Origin of the sequence: Microbacterium gilvum, assembly GCF_039543865.1 — a bacterium.
In the GTDB taxonomy this organism is placed as follows: Bacteria; Actinomycetota; Actinomycetes; order Actinomycetales; family Microbacteriaceae; genus Microbacterium; species Microbacterium gilvum.
Genome location: NZ_BAABKO010000001.1, coordinates 32,700 through 50,168, shown reverse-complemented (window position 1 = coordinate 50,168; position 17,469 = coordinate 32,700). Strand labels below are relative to the sequence as shown.

Annotated in this window: 15 protein-coding genes; 3 read left to right on the top strand and 12 right to left on the bottom strand. The window is 71.9% G+C overall.

Annotated features, from left to right (window positions below; genetic code table 11):
- Nucleotides 1–23: 23 nt before the first annotated feature.
- The 10 genes from ABD998_RS00220 to ABD998_RS00175 all read right to left on the bottom strand — a co-directional run bounded on the left by ABD998_RS00220 (nucleotide 24) and on the right by ABD998_RS00175 (nucleotide 10,967).
- Nucleotides 24–1,100, bottom strand: a complete 1,077-nt coding sequence (locus tag ABD998_RS00220; protein WP_345434720.1) for a UDP-N-acetylglucosamine--N-acetylmuramyl-(pentapeptide) pyrophosphoryl-undecaprenol N-acetylglucosamine transferase — start codon at nucleotides 1,098–1,100, stop codon at nucleotides 24–26.
- A 39-nt stretch (nucleotides 1,101–1,139) separates the two neighbouring features.
- Entirely contained in the window at nucleotides 1,140–2,369 is a 1,230-nt protein-coding gene (gene ftsW / locus ABD998_RS00215; protein ID WP_345434718.1) for a putative lipid II flippase FtsW, read from the bottom strand.
- Nucleotides 2,335–3,891, bottom strand: coding sequence for a UDP-N-acetylmuramoyl-L-alanine--D-glutamate ligase (gene murD / locus ABD998_RS00210; RefSeq protein ID WP_345434716.1), 1,557 nt, complete (start codon nucleotides 3,889–3,891; stop codon nucleotides 2,335–2,337). Before murD ends, ftsW begins: the two co-directional genes overlap by 35 nt.
- Nucleotides 3,888–5,000, bottom strand: coding sequence for a phospho-N-acetylmuramoyl-pentapeptide-transferase (gene mraY, locus ABD998_RS00205; protein WP_345434714.1), 1,113 nt, complete (start codon nucleotides 4,998–5,000; stop codon nucleotides 3,888–3,890). The genes murD and mraY overlap by 4 nt, the downstream gene beginning before the upstream one ends.
- Nucleotides 4,997–6,409 carry a UDP-N-acetylmuramoyl-tripeptide--D-alanyl-D-alanine ligase gene (locus tag ABD998_RS00200; protein WP_345434712.1) on the bottom strand — a complete coding sequence of 471 codons (1,413 nt, stop codon included), beginning with the start codon at nucleotides 6,407–6,409 and terminating at the stop codon, nucleotides 4,997–4,999. The genes mraY and ABD998_RS00200 overlap by 4 nt, the downstream gene beginning before the upstream one ends.
- 28 nt (nucleotides 6,410–6,437) lie before the next feature.
- Entirely contained in the window at nucleotides 6,438–8,228 is a 1,791-nt protein-coding gene (locus ABD998_RS00195) for a peptidoglycan D,D-transpeptidase FtsI family protein (protein ID WP_345434710.1), read from the bottom strand.
- Between the two features lie 41 nt (nucleotides 8,229–8,269).
- Complete coding sequence (locus tag ABD998_RS00190) at nucleotides 8,270–8,860, bottom strand: hypothetical protein (protein WP_345434708.1); 591 nt, start codon at nucleotides 8,858–8,860, stop codon at nucleotides 8,270–8,272.
- Nucleotides 8,857–9,810: a 16S rRNA (cytosine(1402)-N(4))-methyltransferase RsmH gene (gene rsmH / locus ABD998_RS00185; protein ID WP_345434706.1), complete on the bottom strand. Its 954-nt coding sequence runs from the start codon at nucleotides 9,808–9,810 to the stop codon at nucleotides 8,857–8,859. The genes ABD998_RS00190 and rsmH overlap by 4 nt, the downstream gene beginning before the upstream one ends.
- A gap of 97 nt (nucleotides 9,811–9,907) precedes the next feature.
- Entirely contained in the window at nucleotides 9,908–10,339 is a 432-nt protein-coding gene (mraZ, locus tag ABD998_RS00180) for a division/cell wall cluster transcriptional repressor MraZ (protein WP_345434704.1), read from the bottom strand.
- Nucleotides 10,340–10,580: 241 nt separating this feature from the next.
- Entirely contained in the window at nucleotides 10,581–10,967 is a 387-nt protein-coding gene (locus tag ABD998_RS00175; protein ID WP_345434702.1) for a DUF3040 domain-containing protein, read from the bottom strand.
- 65 nt (nucleotides 10,968–11,032) lie between these two features.
- Here ABD998_RS00175 and ABD998_RS00170 point away from each other — a divergent pair, with 65 nt between their 5' ends.
- On the top strand, nucleotides 11,033–12,115 hold the full coding sequence (locus ABD998_RS00170) for a polyprenyl synthetase family protein (protein WP_345434700.1): 1,083 nt from the start codon (nucleotides 11,033–11,035) through the stop codon (nucleotides 12,113–12,115).
- Nucleotides 12,116–12,155: 40 nt separating this feature from the next.
- Here ABD998_RS00170 and ABD998_RS00165 read toward each other — a convergent pair whose 3' ends face one another.
- Nucleotides 12,156–12,506 (bottom strand): Rv2175c family DNA-binding protein, encoded by a 351-nt coding sequence (locus ABD998_RS00165; RefSeq protein ID WP_345434698.1) that lies wholly within the window; start codon nucleotides 12,504–12,506, stop codon nucleotides 12,156–12,158.
- Nucleotides 12,507–12,666: 160 nt separating this feature from the next.
- Here ABD998_RS00165 and ABD998_RS00160 point away from each other — a divergent pair, with 160 nt between their 5' ends.
- Together ABD998_RS00160 and pknB are read left to right on the top strand one after the other, a co-directional pair.
- Entirely contained in the window at nucleotides 12,667–13,953 is a 1,287-nt protein-coding gene (locus tag ABD998_RS00160) for a muramidase family protein (protein WP_345434696.1), read from the top strand.
- A gap of 97 nt (nucleotides 13,954–14,050) precedes the next feature.
- Entirely contained in the window at nucleotides 14,051–16,024 is a 1,974-nt protein-coding gene (gene pknB, locus ABD998_RS00155) for a Stk1 family PASTA domain-containing Ser/Thr kinase (RefSeq protein ID WP_345434694.1), read from the top strand.
- A gap of 63 nt (nucleotides 16,025–16,087) precedes the next feature.
- Here the strand turns inward: pknB and ABD998_RS00150 are convergent, their stop codons facing one another.
- Nucleotides 16,088–17,425 carry a class II 3-deoxy-7-phosphoheptulonate synthase gene (locus tag ABD998_RS00150; RefSeq protein ID WP_345434692.1) on the bottom strand — a complete coding sequence of 446 codons (1,338 nt, stop codon included), beginning with the start codon at nucleotides 17,423–17,425 and terminating at the stop codon, nucleotides 16,088–16,090.
- Between the last annotated feature and the right edge of the window lie 44 nt (nucleotides 17,426–17,469).

The following is a 17,469-nucleotide window of genomic DNA, read 5'->3' as shown; positions in this document are numbered from 1 at the left end:
CAGGTCGGCCGTGGCGCGCCCGGTCAGCGTGCGGCGCGGGCCGCGTCGAGGTGGGCGATGACGTTCTCGGTGCCGTGCCGCGTCCCTGCTCCCTCGGCGGCGGCGGCCATCGCGTCCAGCCGCGCCCGGTCGGCGAGGAGGGGCAGCACGGCGGTGCGCACGGAGGAGGGCGTGAACGCGGCGTCGTCGACGAGGACGGCCGCACCGGCTTCGACGGCGGAGGCGGCGTTGAGCCGCTGCTCGCCGTTGCCCACCGCGTAGGGGACGTAGACGGCGGGGATGCCGAGCGCGCTGATCTCGCTCACCGTCGACGCGCCCGACCGCGAGACGACGAGGTCTGCGAGCGCGAAGGCGAGGTCCATCCGGTCGACGTAGCGGCGCAGCGCGTACCCCGGCGCGCCCGGATCGGCGAGATCGGAACGCTCCCCCGTGATGTGGAGCAGCTGCCATCCCGCGTCGAGGATCTCCTGCCACGTCGCGGCGATCGCCTCGTTGATCCGGCGGGCGCCGAGCGATCCGCCGAAGACGAGCAGGGTGGGCGCGTCGGCATCCAGGCCGAAGTGCTGTGCCGCCTCGGCGCGCGAGCCCGCGCGGTCGAGGTGCACGATCTCGGGGCGCAGGGGCATGCCGACGACCTCGCCGCGCGCGAGCGGCGTGCCCTCGAACGCCACGCCGACCGCCGCGGCACGGCGCGCGCCGAGCACGTTGGCGAGGCCGGGGCGCGCGTTCGCCTCGTGCACGACGAAGGGCACGCCCTCCTTGCGGGCGGCGACGTAGGCGGGTGCCGAGGCGTATCCCCCCACGCCCAGCACGACGTCGACGTGGCGTTCGCGGATGTGCCGCCGCACCTCGCGCACGGCCTTCCGCCAGAGCGCGGGGAAGCGCAGGGCGTATCCGTCGGGTCGTCGCGGGAACGGCACCTTGTCGACGAACAGCAGCTCGTAGCCCCGTTCGGGCACGAGACGCGACTCCAGCCCCTCGCGGGTGCCCAGCACGAGGACGTCGTCGGAGGCGTCGCGCGAGCGGAGGCCGTCGGCGACGGCGAGGAGCGGGTTCACGTGGCCGGCGGTGCCGCCGCCGGCGAGGAGGTACGTCGTCACCCCCCGATCCTCGCATGGAGGCCGCGGCGCACAGGGGCGTCAGGCGCGCCGGGCCGCACCCGGGCGCGTCGGGGGCCGCGCCGGATCGGGCCGCATCGGGAGCGTGCGCGCGCACGCGAGCAGGACGCCGCAGGCGACGAGGAGCGCGATGAGCGAGGAGCCGCCCGCCGACATGAACGGGAGCGGGACGCCGAGGACGGGGAAGACCCGCAGCACGACCCCGATGTTGATGAGGGCCTGGCCGATGATCCACACCGTGATGCCGCCCGCCGCGATCTGCACGAAGAGATCGTCGCTGCGGCGGACGATGCGCAGCGCCGCCCACCCCAGGACGACGAACAGCCCCAGCACGACGAGGCAGCCGAGCAGGCCGAGCTCCTCCCCCACGATGGCGAAGATGTAGTCGTCGGCGGCGGCCGGCAGCCAGTCGTACTTCTCCTTGGAGTTGCCGAGGCCCAGGCCGAACAGGCCCCCGCTCGCGATCCCCCAGATGCCGTGCAGCGGCTGGTAGCAGTCGTTGAGGTAGCAGCTGAGGTCGTCGGGGTTCAGCAGGCTGAGGATGCGCTTGAGCCGGTTCTCGCTCGTCACCGCGAGGGCGACGACCGCGACCGCCCCCAGGATCGTGGGGAGGACGAACATGCGCAGCGAGGCGCCGGAGAAGAAGATCGCGCCGAGGACGATCAGCACGACGACGATGGCCGTGCCGAGGTCGTGGCCCACCAGGATGAGCCCGGCCGCGAGCACCGCGACGGGGATGACGGGCACGAAGACGTGCTTCCACGACGTGAGGAGCGTGCGCTTGCGGAAGAGGACCGCCGCGATCCAGATGACGAGGGCGAGCTTGATGAACTCGGACGGCTGCAGGGACACGCCGCCGATGTAGATCCAGTTCTGGTTGCCGCCCACGGCGCGTCCGAAGAGGATCACGAGGAGCTGCAGCGCGAGCGATCCGATGAGAGCCGGCCACGCGAAGCGCCGGAGCACCCGCACCGGCATGCGGCTCACGACGAGCATGAGCGGAACGCCGACGACGGCGACGATGAGCTGCGAGAGCCCGCCGTCGAAGGGGCTCTCCCCGCTCTGCAGCGAGGTCACCGTCGTCGCGGATGTGATCATGACGACGCCGAAGGCCGTCAGGAGCACGACCGCCGAGAGGATGAGGAGGAACTCCAGCGGGACGGGCTGGAGGGCCCTGCCCAGCGAGACGCGCGCCGACAGCGCGCGGCGCGGCCCGTCAGTGCCCGAGGGAGGCGTCGTCGTCTGCGTCATCGTCCTCCCCGAACCTCTCCCTCACCGCCGCGGCGAAGCGGTCCCCGCGGTCGCCATAGCTCCGGAACTGGTCGAACGAGGCGGCCGCGGGGGCCAGCAGCACCGTGTCGCCCGCGAGGGCGACGGAGGCCGCGAGCTCCACGACGCGCGCCATGACGTCTTCAGTGTCGGCGTGGTCGACCTCGAACACGGGCACCGCCGGCGCGTGTCGCGCGAACGCGTCGACGACCTCGGCGCGCTCCACGCCGATGACGATCGCCGCGCGCACGCCAGCGCCTCGCGCCGCGACGAGGTCGGAGATGTCGACGCCCTTGAGGAGGCCGCCCACGACCCAGACGGCACCGGGGTAGGCGGCGAGCGACGACGCCGCGGCGTGCGGGTTCGTCGCCTTCGAGTCGTCCACCCACGTGACGCCGCCGGACGCGGCGACGACCTCGATGCGGTGCGGGTCGAGGCGGAAGCCCGCGATGGCCGATCGGACGGCGGCGGGCGCGACGTCGAGGGAGCGTGCGAGGGCGGCCGCGGCCAGGATGTTCGCGACGATGTGGGGCGCGGCGAGCCCCGCGGCGGCGAGCTCGTCGACCGTCGCGAGCTCGAGGGCGCTCGTGCGGCGGTCGTCGAGGAAGGCGCGGTCCACGAGGATGCCGTCCACGACGCCGAAGTCGCTGGGCCCCGGCACGCCGAGGTCGAAGCCGATCGCCCGCGCGCCCTCCACGACGTCGGCGTCCTCGACCATCCGCCTGGTCGCCTCGTCGGCCTTGTTGTACACGCAGGCGGCGCGGGTGTTCCGGTAGACGACGGCCTTGGCATCGCGGTAGGCGGCGGCCGATCCGTGCCACTCGAGGTGGTCGTCCGCCAGGTTGAGGCACACGGCGGCGTGCGGGCTGACGGCACCGGGGCCCTCGCCGTCGGCGAGCCCGAGGTAGAACAGCTGGTGGCTCGAGAGCTCGACGACGAGCACGTCGAACCCGGCGGGGTCGCGTACGGCGTCGAGCACGGGCACGCCGATGTTCCCGCACGGAGCGGCACGCAGACCGCCCTCGGCGAGCATGGTCGCCGCGAGCCGCGTCGTCGTCGTCTTGCCGTTGGTTCCCGTGACGAGCACCCACGCGGCCGGCGTCCCGTCGGGGCGCACCACCTTGTCGCGCACGCGCCAGGCGAGCTCGATGTCGCCCCAGAGCGCGATGCCGCTCTCGCGCGTCCACCGGACGACCGCGTGCGACGGCGGGAAACCCGGCGAGGCGACGACGACGTCGGGCGCGAAGTCGACGAGCTCCTGCGGGGCGGCGTCGAGGGCGCCCTTCCACAGGCGTGCGCCGATGACCGGCAGCAGCCGTTCGTACTCCTCCGCGGCGGCCTCCGTCACGACCAGCACGTCCGCGCCGAGCTCGACCAGGGTGTCGGCGGCCGAGAATCCCGTCATCGACAGGCCGAGCACGGCGACGCGCAGGTCCTTCCAGTCCGCATGCCAGCTCGTGAGGGTGTCGAGCCGCGATCCGGCGGCGTCGTGCGCTTCGGTCATACCTGGGAGAGCCATTCGACGTAGAAGAGGCCCACGCCGCTGACGGCGAGGAGGCCTGCGATGATCCAGAACCGCACGACGATGGTCACCTCGGGCCATCCGCGCAGTTCGAAGTGGTGGTGGATGGGGCTCATGAGGAAGAGCCGCTTGCCCTTGGTCGCCTTGAAGTAGAGGCGCTGCAGGATGACCGACCCGGACGACATGACGAACAGGCCGGCGATGAGCACGCCGAGCAGCTCGGTGCGGGTGAGGATGGCGAGGGCCGCGACGACGCCGCCGATCGCCATCGAGCCGACGTCGCCCATGAAGACCTTCGCCTTGGGCGCGTTCCACCACAGGAATCCGACGAGCGACCCGACGAACGCGGCGGACACGATCGCGAGGTCGAGCGGATCGCGCGCCTGATAGCAGGCCTGCAGGTACTCGTCGGCGAGCTGCGTCGTCGAGCAGGCCTGGTTGAACTGCCAGAACGCGATGAGGCTGTAGGCGCCCACGACGAAGATCCCCGCGCCGGCGGCGAGGCCGTCGAGCCCGTCGGTGAGGTTGACGCTGTTGGAGAAGCCCACCCCGAGCAGCGAGAGCCACGCGAGGTAGAGGAACCATCCGAGCACGGGCCCGAGCGCCATGAACGACAGCACCGGGATGTCGCGGAAGAAGGAGATGTAGGCGCTCCCCGGCGTGAGCGCGTAGGTGTCGCCGAAGTTCATCGCCACGATCCCGAACGGGATGACGACGAGGATCTGGCCGATGATCTTCTTCCAGCCCGACAGTCCCGCATAGTGCTGCATGCGCACCTTGAGGAAGTCGTCGATGAAGCCGACGGCGCCGAAGCCCACCATCATCCACAGGACGAGCCAACCCGACGCGGTGGGCGGGTTGTAGCCCGTGTACGCCCCGACGAGGTAGCCGACGATCGTCCCCGCGATGAAGACGACGCCGCCCATGGTGGGGGTGCCGCGCTTGAGCTCGTGCTTGGGGGCGTTGAAGTTCTCGCCGTCCGTGCGGATGACCTGGCCCCAGCCCCATCGGCGGAACGCGCGCAGGAACAGCGGGGTGAGGAAGAGCGTGAACGCCAGTGAGATCGCCGCGGCCGTCAGGAGTGATCTCACGAGAACGATTCTCCCAGACGATCGCCGAGGAACCGGAGCCCCGCCGAGTTCGACGACTTGACGAGCACGCGGTCGCCGTCGCGGAGCTCGCCCGCGAGGTAGTCGTAGGCGGCGTCGGCGTCGGCGAAGAAGACGGCCTCGTCGTTCCAGGAGCCCTCCGCCACGGCCGCGAGGTAGAGCGCGCGCGCCTCCTGGCCGACGACCACGATGCGCGGGATGCGGAGGCGGACGGCGAGCAGGCCGATCTTGTTGTGCTCGTCGACGGCGTGCTCGCCCAGCTCGCTCATGGCGCCGAGCACGGCGACCATCCGCTCGCCCTCGCCCGTGATCTGCGCGAGGGTGCGCAGCGCCGCCTGCATGGAGTCGGGGCTGGCGTTGTAGGCGTCGTTGATGATGCGGACGCGATCGGAGCCCATCACCTGCATGCGCCAGCGCTCGGCCAGCTCGACCGTCTCGAGTCGGGCGATCGCGTCGGAGAAGCGCACCCCGAGCGCCATCGCGGCGGTCGCGGCGGCCAGCGCGTTCTTGATGTGGTGTCCGCCCAGCACGCGCAGGTGCAGCGGCAGCCGCTCGCCGGCGGCCGTGACGACGGAGTGCGTGCCCGACGCCGTGACGTCGAGCTCCGCGGCGCGCACGTCGGCGGACTCCGACTCGCCGAACCAGCGCACGGCGAGCCCCCGCTCGCGCGCGATCGACGCCATGCCCGCCACGCGCGCGTCGTCGGCGTTCAGCACGGCCGTGCCGCCGGGGCGGATGGCCGACACGAGCTCGGACTTCGCCCTGACGGTCGCCTCGATGCCTCCGAAGCCGCCGGCATGGGCCATCCCGACCATGAGGACGACGCCGACGTCGGGGGTCACGAGGCCCGCGAGCCGCGCGATCTGACCGGACGCGTCGGCGCCGAACTCGCACACGAGGTACCGCGTCGACTCCGTCACGCGGAGCATCGTGAGCGGAGCGCCGACGGCGTTGTTGTACGAGCCGACGGGCGCGACGGTCTCGCCCTCCTCGCGCAGGATCGTCGCGAGCATGTTCTTCGTCGTCGTCTTGCCGTTCGAGCCCGTGATGCCGACGACCTGCAGCGCGCCGAGGGCGCGCACGCGCGCGACGACCTCGCGGGCGAGGTCGGCGATGGCGCGCACGACGTCGGGGACGACGATCTGCGTGACGGGCTCGTCGACGATGCGCTCGACGAGGGCGAGCACGGCGCCCTGGGCGACGGCTCGGCCGACGAACAGGTGCCCGTCGGTGACCTCGCCGGGCTTCGCGACGAAGACGCCGCCGGCGCCGATGGCGCGCGAGTCGGTGTCGACGTCGCCGCTCACGGTCGTCTCGGGCGTGGCGTCGCCGTGCAGGCGCAGCTCGCCGCCGACGGCGCGCGCGATCTCGGACAGGGACAGGGCGATCATGTGATGGGGTTCCTCCGCGCGCTGCGCGTCATTCCGCGAACTTGGGAAGCGGGTCCTCCGACGTCTCCGAGGGCATCACCCGGTAGGTCTTCAGAGTCTGGGTCATCGCCTTCTGCAGGGCGGGCGCCGTGGCCGCAGACGATGTTACCCGGGTGGGCTCGTCGAGCGTGACCATGACGATGTACTGGGGGTCGTCCGCGGGGACGACGCCGAGGATGCTCGTGAAGTAGAGGCCCGCCTTGTAGCCGCCGTTGCCGTCGGACTTCTGCGCCGTCCCCGTCTTGATTCCGATGCGGTAGCCGTCCACGGCGACCTGGTCGGCGAGCGTGCCCTGCGTGGCGACGTTCTCGAGCAGCTGGATGGTCGTGTCGGCCGCCTCCTCGCTCACGACGCGCTCGGGGTCGCTCAGCTCGGGCTCCGTCACGGTGCCGTCGGCGGCCGTGCACGACTCCACGATGTGGAGGGGCTCGCGCACGCCGCCGTTCGCGAGCGTCTGGTAGGCGTTGACGACCTGCGGCATGGTCGTCGTGAACGCCTGGCCGAATGTCGTCGCGTAGTGCGTCTGGCCGTCCCACTGGTCGGCGGGGTAGATGAGCCCGGACTCCTCGCCGGGGAAGCCGATGTCCGTCGCGGTGCCGACCCCGAAGCGCTGCAGGTACTCGTAGCGCGTCTCGTCCGAGACGAGCTCGCCGAACTTCGACAGCGCCACGTTGGAGGAGTCGATGAGCGCGCCCGTCAGCGTGTAGTCGTACGCGGGGTGCACGAAGGCGTCGCCGACGACGGCGCCGTTCGGGAACGTCTCGTGCGACGACGCCGTGACCGAGGTCTCGGGCGTCGCCGCGCCCTGGTCGAGCAGGGTCGCCGCCGTGATCGCCTTGAACGTCGATCCGGGTTCGAACGTCGTCGAGAAGATGCGCGAGCCGCGGTCGGCCTCCTCCGTCGCGCCGGGGTCGTTGGGGTCGACGGTGGGATACTCCGCTGCGGCGCGCACGGCGCCTGTCGCGACCTCGACGACCATGACGGCTCCGGCCCTCGCGCCCTGGATGCCGACCTCCTCGGCGATCATCTGCTGCATGTACCACTGCAGGTCGCTGTCGATCGTGAGCTGCAGCGTGCCGCCGTCGACCGCCGCCTCGGTCGTCTCCGTACCGGGGATGATGAGCCCGTCGGAGCCCTGCTGGTAGGTGAGCGCGCCGTCCTCCGCCTGCAGGCAGGAGTTCTCGGCCGATTCGTAGCCGGCCAGCGGCTCGCCGTCCGTGCCCACGAAGCCGAGCAGGTTGCCCGCGACGGCGCCGTTGGGATACGCGCGGGACTGGCTCGATTCGAAGTAGAGGTACGGGAGGCCGAGGGACACGAGCTCCCGGTACTGCTCTGTCGTGAGGCCGTCCGCGAGCAGAGCGTACTCGCTGTCGGGGTCGGCGGCGAGGGCGTCGGAGATGATCTTCTCGACCTCGAGACCCGTCATGCCGACGATCGCGCCGATGTCGGCCGCGCTCTCCGCCCACGTGACGGTGTACTCCTCGCCGTCCTCGCCCTCGTGCTCGATGTCCTTCACGTGCTGCGGATCGAACTTCGCGAGGTACTCCATGGAGCTCGAGGCGAGCACCGTGCCGTCGGAGTCGACGATCGTCCCCCGCGTGCCGTAGAGCACCTGCGAGTTCGTGATGCCGCTGTACGCGGCGCGGTTCTCCATGTGCTCCTGCGCGTTGACGACCTGGATGTCGACGAGCCGCACGGTGAACCCCGCGACGATCACGACGACGACCGCGCCGGCGACGGCCGTGCGCCTGCGTACGCTTCGCCGGGCCTTGGCGTGCATCTGTCCTCCTCGGTCGGCGGGCGGGGTCTGTCGGCGTCGGCTCAGTGGGTGCTCGGGCTCGGAAGCCCCTCGTCGATCGCGGGGGGCAGCTGCTCCGCGGGCTCCTCCGCCGCGGCGGCCTCCTCTGCCGAGGGTGCCTCATCCGCCGCAGCCTCCTCGGAGGACGCCTGCGTGTCCGCGAGAAACTCGTTGCCGACCGCAGCGGTCCCGTTCGCGTCAACGGTCGAGGCGGACCCCGCCGCGACGCCGCCGCCGATGACGGCGCCGTCGCTCAGGCGCAGGTATCCGGGCGCGGCATCGATGACCATCCCGAGGTCGGCCGCCTTCTGGGCGAGGTTCTGCGGCGAGCTCAGACCCGCGACCTCCTCGTAGAGCTGCTGCGACTCGAGCGTGAGCTCGCGCTGCTGCGCGTCGAGCGCCGCGACCTCGAACGTGCTCTGCGTCGTCATGACGCTGAGCCCCATCTGCGCGGCGGCGATGAGCACGGCGCCGGCGACGGCGACGACGGCGTACGCGACGCGGGGGCGTCGGCGGCGGGACGGCGCCTCGACGGGACGCAGGTCGGGGCGGCGCCGCTCCTCGTCCCGGCGTGCGGGCGCGACGCGGGCGGCGGCCAGGGCTGCGGGGCTCATGCGGCCTCCTTCACTCGCTCGACGGCACGCAGGCGCACCGGCTTGGCACGGGGGTTCGACGCCGCCTCCTCGTCGCCGGCGAGCTCGGCGCCGCGCACGAGCAGGCGGAACTCGGCGGCGTGCTCCGGGAGTTCCATGGGGAGCCCGGCTGGCGCCTTCGAGGCGGTCGCCTCGCCGAACAGGCGCTTCACGAAGCGGTCCTCGAGCGACTGGTACGACAGCACGACGAGGCGCCCGCCGACGGCGAGCGAGGCGAGGGCCGCGGGGATGGCCCGTTCGAGCGCGGCGAGCTCGCCGTTCACCTCGATGCGGAGCGCCTGGAAGACGCGCTTGGCGGGGTGGCCGGCGTTCTTGAGCGCCGACGGCGTGGCCTCCTGCAGGATGTCGACGAGCCGGCCGGATCGCTCGATGGGCGCCTCGGCGCGTGCCGCGATGATGGCCCTCGCGTAGCGGCCGGCGAGCTTCTCCTCGCCGTAGCGCTCGAAGATGCGGCGGAGGTCGCCCTCGCCGTAGGCGGCGACGACGTCGGCTGCCGTCATGCCGCCCGTGGGATCCATCCGCATGTCGAGCGGCGCGTCCTGCGCGTAGGCGAAGCCCCGCTCCGCCTCGTCGAGCTGCAGCGACGAGACGCCGAGGTCGTAGAGCACGCCGTCCGCCCGCTCGAGGCCTGCCGAGGCGAGCGCCTCGCGGATGCCGTCGTACACGGTGTGCACGAGCGTCGTCCGCGATGCGAACCGCTCCAGTCGCGCCCCCGCGATGCGGAGGGCGTCGGGATCGCGGTCGAGCCCCACGAGGCGGATGCCCGGGAAGCGCTCCAGGAACGCCTCCGAGTGCCCGCCCATCCCGAGCGTGCCGTCCACGTACACGGCGCCGTCGTGGTCGAGCGCGGGCCCCAGCAGCTCGACGCAGCGCTCGAGCATGACGGGGGTGTGGATGTCGCGGATGCCCATGTCGTCTCCCTCGTCCGTCCCCGGCTCTGATTCCCAACCGCTCGACCTGCTGCCGGGGAAGTGGCGTCAGGGCTGCGGGTGGGGATCACAACCGGGGTCAGAACAGTCCGGGGATCACCTCCCCCTCCAGCTCGGAGTAGCTCTCCTCGTTGCTCTCGAGATATGCGTTCCAGGCGGCCGCATCCCAGATCTCTGCGTGTGCGCCGACACCCGTCACGACGAGCTCCTTCTCGAGGCCCGCGTAGGCCCGGAGATGCGACGGGAGCGTGATCCGGTTCTGGCCGTCCGGCGTCTCGGCGCTGGCGCCGGACAGGAACATGCGCAGGAAGTCTCGCGCCTGCTTGTTCGTGAGCGGAGCCTCCCGGATGCGCTCGTGCACGCGCTCGAACTCGGCCGTGCTGAAGACGTACAGGCAGCGCTCCTGTCCGCGCGTGACGACGATGCCGCCTGCCAGCTCCTCGCGAAACTTCGCGGGGAGGATGACGCGGCCTTTGTCGTCGAGCTTGGGGGTATGCGTGCCCAGCAGCATCGGCCATCACACCCCCCTTCGTTCCGGCCAACTCGAGGTGCGCTCCACTTTACTCCACTTACCTCCACTGTCTAGGGGCGAACGGAGATTCCCAGGGAGCTGCCACGACGAGAACCCCGTATTCCCAAGGGAAAGCGGGGGTGGAGGAAAAGGGAGGCCCTGTGGCGGACCGGACCGGTCGCGGGCACAGAAAAAGCGCCGACCCAGAGGTCGGCGCTTCTCGAGTGGAGCGGGGTGGAGGCTACTGGCCCTGCTGCCGGCGGTCCCATCGGTCGTTCATGCGGTCCATGAAGTTGCCGGACTGCGTGGGCGCCTGCGGCGGACGGCCCGTTCGCGGCTCGTCCCCGGCGTCGCCGCCCTTCGCCGGCGTGGTGGCGAGGATGACGCCGCCCACCATGGCCGCGAAGCCGACGACGCCGAGCGCGATGCCGACGGCGAGGACGCTGTTCCAGACGGCGATCCCCGCGACGACGGCGGCGAGGCCGACGAGCACGAGGACGGCCCCGTAGATGACATTGCGATAGCTCAGCGCACGGCGGCCGGAAGCGCTCACGACGTCCGCGTCGTTCTGCATGAGATGGCGTTCCATCTCGTCCAGCAGGCGCTGCTCCTGTTCGGAGAGTGGCATGGTGTCCCCCTCGGGTGAAACTCGTGGTTCATTCTATCGCCGCGTGCGCTCACTAGGCTAGGCCCGTGACGCCCGCCTCCCCGCTGATCGACGTGATCTCCCAGCGACTCGAAAGATTCTCCGCCGATCGCCTGGACGCGGCCGCCGATCTGGGAGACGAGGCGGTCGGATTCGTCGCCTCCGCAGCGGACGCGCTGCGCGGCGGGAAGCGGCTGCGCGGGCGCTTCTGCGCAACCGGGTGGCGCGCCGTGCGCGGATCCGACGGGGCGCTCCCGGCGCCCGTCGTGGACGCCTGCGCCTCCCTCGAGGTGTTCCAGGCGGCGGCGCTCGTCCACGACGACATCATCGACAACTCCGACACCCGCCGCGGACGTCCCTCCGCTCATCGCGCGCTGCAGGCGCAGCACGCGTCGGCCGGATGGACCGGCGACGGCGACGCGTTCGGGAGGTCGGCCGGCATCCTGCTGGGCGACCTGCTGCTCGCCTGGAGCGCCGACCTGTTCGACGACGCCCTCGACGGGATCGACGCGCCCCGCGCGCGACCGCGCGCGGAATACGCGCGGATGCGCGCAGAGGTGATGATCGGGCAGTACCTCGACGTCGCCGAGGAGTCGGCGTGGCCCCGCACCCCCGATGCGCAGCATGCCGGACGGGCGCTGCGCATCGCGTCGCTGAAGTCGGCCAGGTACAGCGTGCAGCAGCCGCTCGTCATCGGCGGCGCGCTCGCGGGTGGCGACGAGGAGCGGCTGTCGGCCCTCGCCGGGCTCGGGCACCCGCTCGGCCTCGCCTTCCAGCTCCGCGACGACGTGCTCGGCGTCTTCGGCGACACCGCCGTCACGGGCAAGCCGGCCGGCGACGATCTCCGCGAGGGGAAGCGCACGATCCTCATCGCCTACGCGCGCGAGCGGTCGGATGCCCCGGGTCGTGCGCGGATCGACGAGCTGCTCGGCGACCCGGACCTCGGCGCGGACGAGATCGAGGAGCTCCGCGCGGTCATCGTCCGGACCGGCGCGCTCGACCGCATGGAGGCGCTCATCGACGCTTACGTCGCGGAGGCAGGGCGCGCGCTCTCCGACGCTCCCTTCGACGCCCGCGCAGCGGAGGAGCTCGGCGATCTGCTCCACGCCGCCACACGGCGCTCCGCCTGATCCGCTCGCCCTGATCCGCTCGGCCTGATCCGGCTCGGCGTCAGGCCAGGGTCTGCGCGACGCGGCGGACCTCGCTCTTCCGGCCCGCCAGGAGCGCCGTGATCGGCGCGACGCCGATCGTCGGCTCCGGCGCGAGGAGCCAGTCGATGGCCTCGTCGTCGCTGAACCCCGCATCCGCGAGCACGATCGCCGTCCCGCGCAGCGACGAGAGCGGCTGCCCGCCGACGAGGAAGACGGCGGGCACCTTGACGGGGCCCTCGCGACGCGAGCCGAGGAGGACGCGCTCGTCGAGGAGACGGCGCACCCGGCTCTGGGTCTCGCCGAGGATCTCGACGAGGTCGGGGATGGTCAGCCAGTCGGTGGGCACGACGTCAGGGTTCTCCGCAGTCACTCCCCCAGTTTCGCATCCCGGACGGTCGTCGCGGCGGCCACGTCAGTCACATCCGTCACATTCGCCACTTCCGCTACCACACATCACGGCAGGTGTCAGCAATTGACTTGATAACACTTCCGTGACAGCGTGAGATCGTCCGACCGTTGGGGGTACCACCGTGCATCGACCGTCTCCGCGCCGCCGGCGCGACCTGCTCACCGCCGTTCCCGTCGCCGTCACCGGCGCGCTCGCCGTGACGATCGCCGCTCCCGCGGCCGCCGTCGCCGCCGAGCCGAAGCCGCGCGAGACGGGCCGTCAGCTGCCGTCCGCGTTCGGCCACACCGTGGGTGCCCTCGCACTCGCCACGGTGGCGAAATCCGTGCCGGCCGCCGTCTCGTCCGCGCCCTCGACCTACACGGTCGCGGCCGGCGACACCATCACGGGCATCGCCATCCGGCACGGGCTGCGCACGATCGACGTGCTGACCTGGAACGGCCTCAGCTGGTCGAGCACCATCTACCCCGGTCAGAAGCTGGCGCTGGCCGCCTCCGGCACGGCGACGGCGCAGGCGGCCCCCGTCGCGGAGCTGTCCGTCTCGACGGAGACGAACCGCACGACCCACACCGTCGAGGCCGGCGACACCGTCTGGTCGATCGCACAGCGGTACGACGTGCCTGTCGCCGACGTGCTCTCCCTCAACAGCCTGTCGTCCGACGCGGTGATCTTCCCCGGACAGAAGCTCGTGGTCGCGGGTGCCGTGGTCGTGAAGCAGCCCGCGCAGCCGGTGCAGGAGGCGCAGGCCCCCGCTCCCTCGCCCTCCGCCTCGGACGAGACCTACATCGTGCAGGCGGGGGACACGCCGTGGAGCATCGCCGACGAGCACGGCGTAAGCGTGAGCGAGCTGCTCGCGGCCAACGGCCTCGGCGGCTCGAGCATCATCTACCCCGGCCAGAAGATCGTCATCCCCTCGGCCGATGCGCCGGCTCCCGCCGCAGCCGACACCGAGACCCCGTCGACCGGCTCGATCTACGACTCCCCCGAGGACCAGCTCTGGCTCGCGCTCAACGCGCCGCAGACCGAGAACGCGCAGATGATCATCCGCATCGGCCGTGAGCTCGGCGTGTCGGACCGCGGCATCGCCATCGCGCTCGCGACGGCGATGGTCGAGTCGTCGCTGCGCAACGTCAGCTGGGGAGACCGCGACTCTCTCGGCCTCTTCCAGCAGCGTCCGAGCACCGGGTGGGGCACGGAGGAGCAGATCCTCGACCGCGACTACGCGATCCGCGTGTTCTTCGGCGGCCCCGGCGACCCCAACGGCTCCGCCACGCGCGGCCTGCTCGACCTCTCCGACTGGGCCGGCATGGAGTTCGGCGCGGCGGCGCAGGCCGTGCAGATCTCGGCGTTCCCCGACCGGTACGGCCGGTGGGAGAAGGCGGCCTACACCTGGCTGTCGCAGCTCGGCTGAGCCTCGCCGCGGGGCGCCGGGATCGTCATCGACCCGTGACCGGCGCCCTGGCGCGGCGCTCGCCGGCGACTCAGGAGCCCTTCCGTAGACTTCGAGGGTGTCCATGAGTCCGCAGGCCGACCCCCTCATCGGGCGGCTTGTCGACGACCGCTACCGCGTGCGTGCGCGCATCGCGCGCGGCGGGATGGCGACGGTCTACGTCGCGACCGATCTGCGGCTCGAGCGGCGCGTCGCGCTCAAGGTCATGCACAGCCACCTGAGCGACGACAGCGTCTTCCAGAGCCGCTTCATCCAGGAGGCCAGGACGGCGGCACGGCTCTCCGACCCGCACGTCGTCAACGTCTTCGACCAGGGCCAGGACGGCGAGCTCGCGTACCTCGTCATGGAGTACCTGCCCGGCATCACGCTGCGGGAGCTCCTGAAGGAGCAGCGGCGCCTCACGGTCACGCAGACGGTCACCGTGATGGACGCCGTGCTCTCCGGCCTCTCCGCGGCGCACCGCGCCGGGCTCATCCACCGCGACGTGAAGCCCGAGAACGTGCTGCTCGCCGAGGACGGCCGCATCAAGATCGGCGACTTCGGCCTCGCCCGCGCCACCTCGGCGAACACCGCCACGGGCCAGCAGCTGCTCGGCACGATCGCATACCTCGCGCCGGAGCTCGTGACGCGCGGCACCGCCGACACGCGCAGCGACATCTACGCCCTCGGCATCATGCTGTACGAGATGCTCGCGGGCGAGCAGCCCTACAAGGGCGAGCAGCCCATGCAGATCGCGTACCAGCACGCCACCGACTCTGTGCCGCGCCCCAGCGTCCGCAACCCCGGCGTCCCCGAGCAGCTCGACGAGCTCGTGCTGTGGGCCACCGAGAAGGAGCCCGACGAGCGTCCGCGCGATGCGGCCGAGATGCTCGACCGCCTGCGCGAGATCGAACGGGAGCTGGGCGTCTCACCCATCCCCACCCGCACGGCCGCCGCGAGCCGCTTCCCCGAGGCCGTCGACGACGAGCCGGCGGACACGGGGGGCCAGACGAAGATCCTCCCCTCCGACGGCGCCACCGCCGTGCTGTCGTCGACGGGCGCGGTGCCGTCGGCCGACGGCGCCGACAACGCGCAGACCCTCCGTCGTCGAGCGCGCGGACGGCGCTCCCGCGGGGTCTGGGCGCTCATCGCGACGCTGCTGCTCGCCGCAGGCGCCGCCACGGCGGGATGGTGGTGGGGCTCCGGACCGGGTTCACTCATCGCCGTGCCGCAGGTGGAGGGGCTCGCGTTCGCAGAGGCGCAGGACGCGCTGGAGGACCTCGAGCTCGCCGCGACGGAGCGCCAGGAGAACACCCTCGACGTGCCAGCCGGCGACGTCATCCGCACCGAGCCCGGCGCCGGCGCACGCGTGGAGCGGGCGACGGAGATCACGGTCGTGACGTCCGCGGGCCCGGCATCCGCGGAGATCGCGGCTCTGGCCGGACTCACCGCCGACGAGGCGCGGCAGGTGCTCGGGGAGAGCGTGATCGCGGTCGCAGACGACGAGACGCCGCTCTTCTCCGATCAGGCGGAGGGCACCGTGCTGGGCGCCGTCGTGACGCCGGCCGCGGGCGGCGACCCCGTCGACTGCGCCGAGGGGTGCACCGTGCACGAGGGCGACAGCGCCCAGCTCACGGTGTCGATCGGCGCGCTGCCGAACGTGGTCGGGATGACCGCCGACGAGGCAGCGGCGACGCTCGAGGCCGTCGGCGTGGGGACCGAGGTCGTGTCGGAGGAGTACAGCGACTCGGTCGCCGCGGGCGACGTCATCTACTACCTCGAGCGGGACGGCGGCGGCAGCTGGCGGCCCGGCGACACCGTGCGGCTCGTGACGTCGCTCGGGCCTCAGCTGTTCGAGGTCCCCGACGTCGTCGGCATGACGCGCGACGAGGCCAAGGCGGCCCTCGACGCCGCAGGGTTCGCGTACTCGTACAACGGCCTGTGGGACGCCGTCATCGACAGCTTCACGCAGGTGGTCGCGATGACGCCGGAGGGCCTGTCCGCGCAGCCAGCGGGTACCACGATCACGCTGACGATCAACGGCTCGTTCTGATCCAGGCTCGGCGGAAGCCGATGCCGCCGACCCGATCGACCGACCGGGACCGGCGGCGTGCGATCAGCGCTTCTCGAGCTCCTCGGCGACGAGGAAGGCCAGCTCGAGCGACTGCATGTGGTTGAGGCGCGGGTCGCACAGCGACTCGTAGCGCGTCGCGAGCGTCGCCTCGTCGATCTGCTCCGAGCCGCCCAGGCACTCCGTGACGTCGTCGCCCGTGAGCTCGACGTGGATGCCGCCGGGGAACGTCCCCACCGCGCGATGCGCCTCGAAGAAGCCCCGTACCTCGTCGACGACGTCGTCGAAGCGGCGCGTCTTGTAGCCCGTCGGCGTCGTGATGCCGTTGCCGTGCATGGGGTCGGTCACCCACAGCGGCTGAGCGCCGGACGCCTTCACGGCTTCCAGCAGCGGCGGGAGCGCCTCGCGGATCCGCCCCGCGCCCATGCGCGTGATGAAGGTGAGCCGGCCGGGCTCGCGCTCCGGGTCGAGCTTGTCGATGAGGGCGAGCGCCGTGTCGGTCGACGTCGTCGGCCCCAGCTTGACGCCGATGGGGTTGCGGATGTGCGAGAAGTACTCGACGTGCGCGCCGTCGAGCTCGCGCGTGCGCTCGCCGATCCACTGGAAATGGCTCGACGTGTTGTAGATCTCGCCCGTGCGCGAGTCGATGCGGGTGAGGGGGCGCTCGTAGTCCATGAGCAGCCCCTCGTGCCCCGTGTAGAACTCGACGCGGCGCAGCTCCTCGAAGTCGGCGCCGCATGCCTCCATGAACTTGATGGCGCGGTCGATCTCGTGGGCGAGGCCCTCGTAGCGCTTGTTCGCGGGGTTCTCGGCGAAGCCCTTGTTCCACGAGTGCACCTCGCGGAGGTCGGCGAAGCCGCCCTGCGTGAACGCGCGGATGAGGTTCAGCGTCGATGCCGACGTGTGGTAGGCCTGCAGCAGGCGCTGCGGGTCGGCCTGTCGCGACGCCGTCGTGAAGTCGTATCCGTTGACGATCTCGCCGCGGAAGGCGGGCAGCGTCACGTCGCCGCGCGTCTCGACATCGCTCGAGCGGGGCTTGGCGAACTGCCCGGCCATCCGCCCCATCTTCACGACGGGCATCGACGCGCCGTAGGTCAGCACGACGGCCATCTGCAGCACGGTCTTCACGCGGTTGCGGATCTTGTCGGCGGTGGCCCCCGAGAACGTCTCGGCGCAGTCGCCGCCCTGGAGGAGGAACGCGCGGCCCGCTGCGGCCTCGGCGAGCCGGGCGCGGAGGGTGTCGACCTCGCCCGCGAACACGAGCGGAGGGAGCGCGGTCAGCTCGGAGGCGACCTCCGCGACGGCCGCCGGATCGGGATACTCGGGCTGCTGCTTGATCGGCAGGGTCTTCCAGGCGTCGAGTGCATCCAGCGTTCGGGGCATTGTCCGATCGTATCGCGAGCGCGCGTCGCGCCGGTGCACGCGGT

Bases quoted from the DNA above. Each gene is read 5' to 3' on its own strand.
- ABD998_RS00175 (WP_345434702.1), bottom strand. From the start codon at position 10,967: ATGCCACTCTCCGAACAGGAGCAGCGCCTGCTGGACGAGATGGAACGC.
- ftsW (WP_345434718.1), bottom strand. From the start codon at position 2,369: ATGACGCAGACGACGACGCCTCCCTCGGGCACTGACGGGCCGCGCCGC.
- ABD998_RS00195 (WP_345434710.1), bottom strand. From the start codon at position 8,228: ATGCACGCCAAGGCCCGGCGAAGCGTACGCAGGCGCACGGCCGTCGCC.
- ABD998_RS00190 (WP_345434708.1), bottom strand. From the start codon at position 8,860: ATGAGCCCCGCAGCCCTGGCCGCCGCCCGCGTCGCGCCCGCACGCCGG.
- murD (WP_345434716.1), bottom strand. From the start codon at position 3,891: ATGACCGAAGCGCACGACGCCGCCGGATCGCGGCTCGACACCCTCACG.
- rsmH (WP_345434706.1), bottom strand. From the start codon at position 9,810: ATGGGCATCCGCGACATCCACACCCCCGTCATGCTCGAGCGCTGCGTC.
- mraZ (WP_345434704.1), bottom strand. From the start codon at position 10,339: ATGCTGCTGGGCACGCATACCCCCAAGCTCGACGACAAAGGCCGCGTC.
- ABD998_RS00150 (WP_345434692.1), bottom strand. From the start codon at position 17,425: ATGCCCCGAACGCTGGATGCACTCGACGCCTGGAAGACCCTGCCGATC.
- ABD998_RS00200 (WP_345434712.1), bottom strand. From the start codon at position 6,409: ATGATCGCCCTGTCCCTGTCCGAGATCGCGCGCGCCGTCGGCGGCGAG.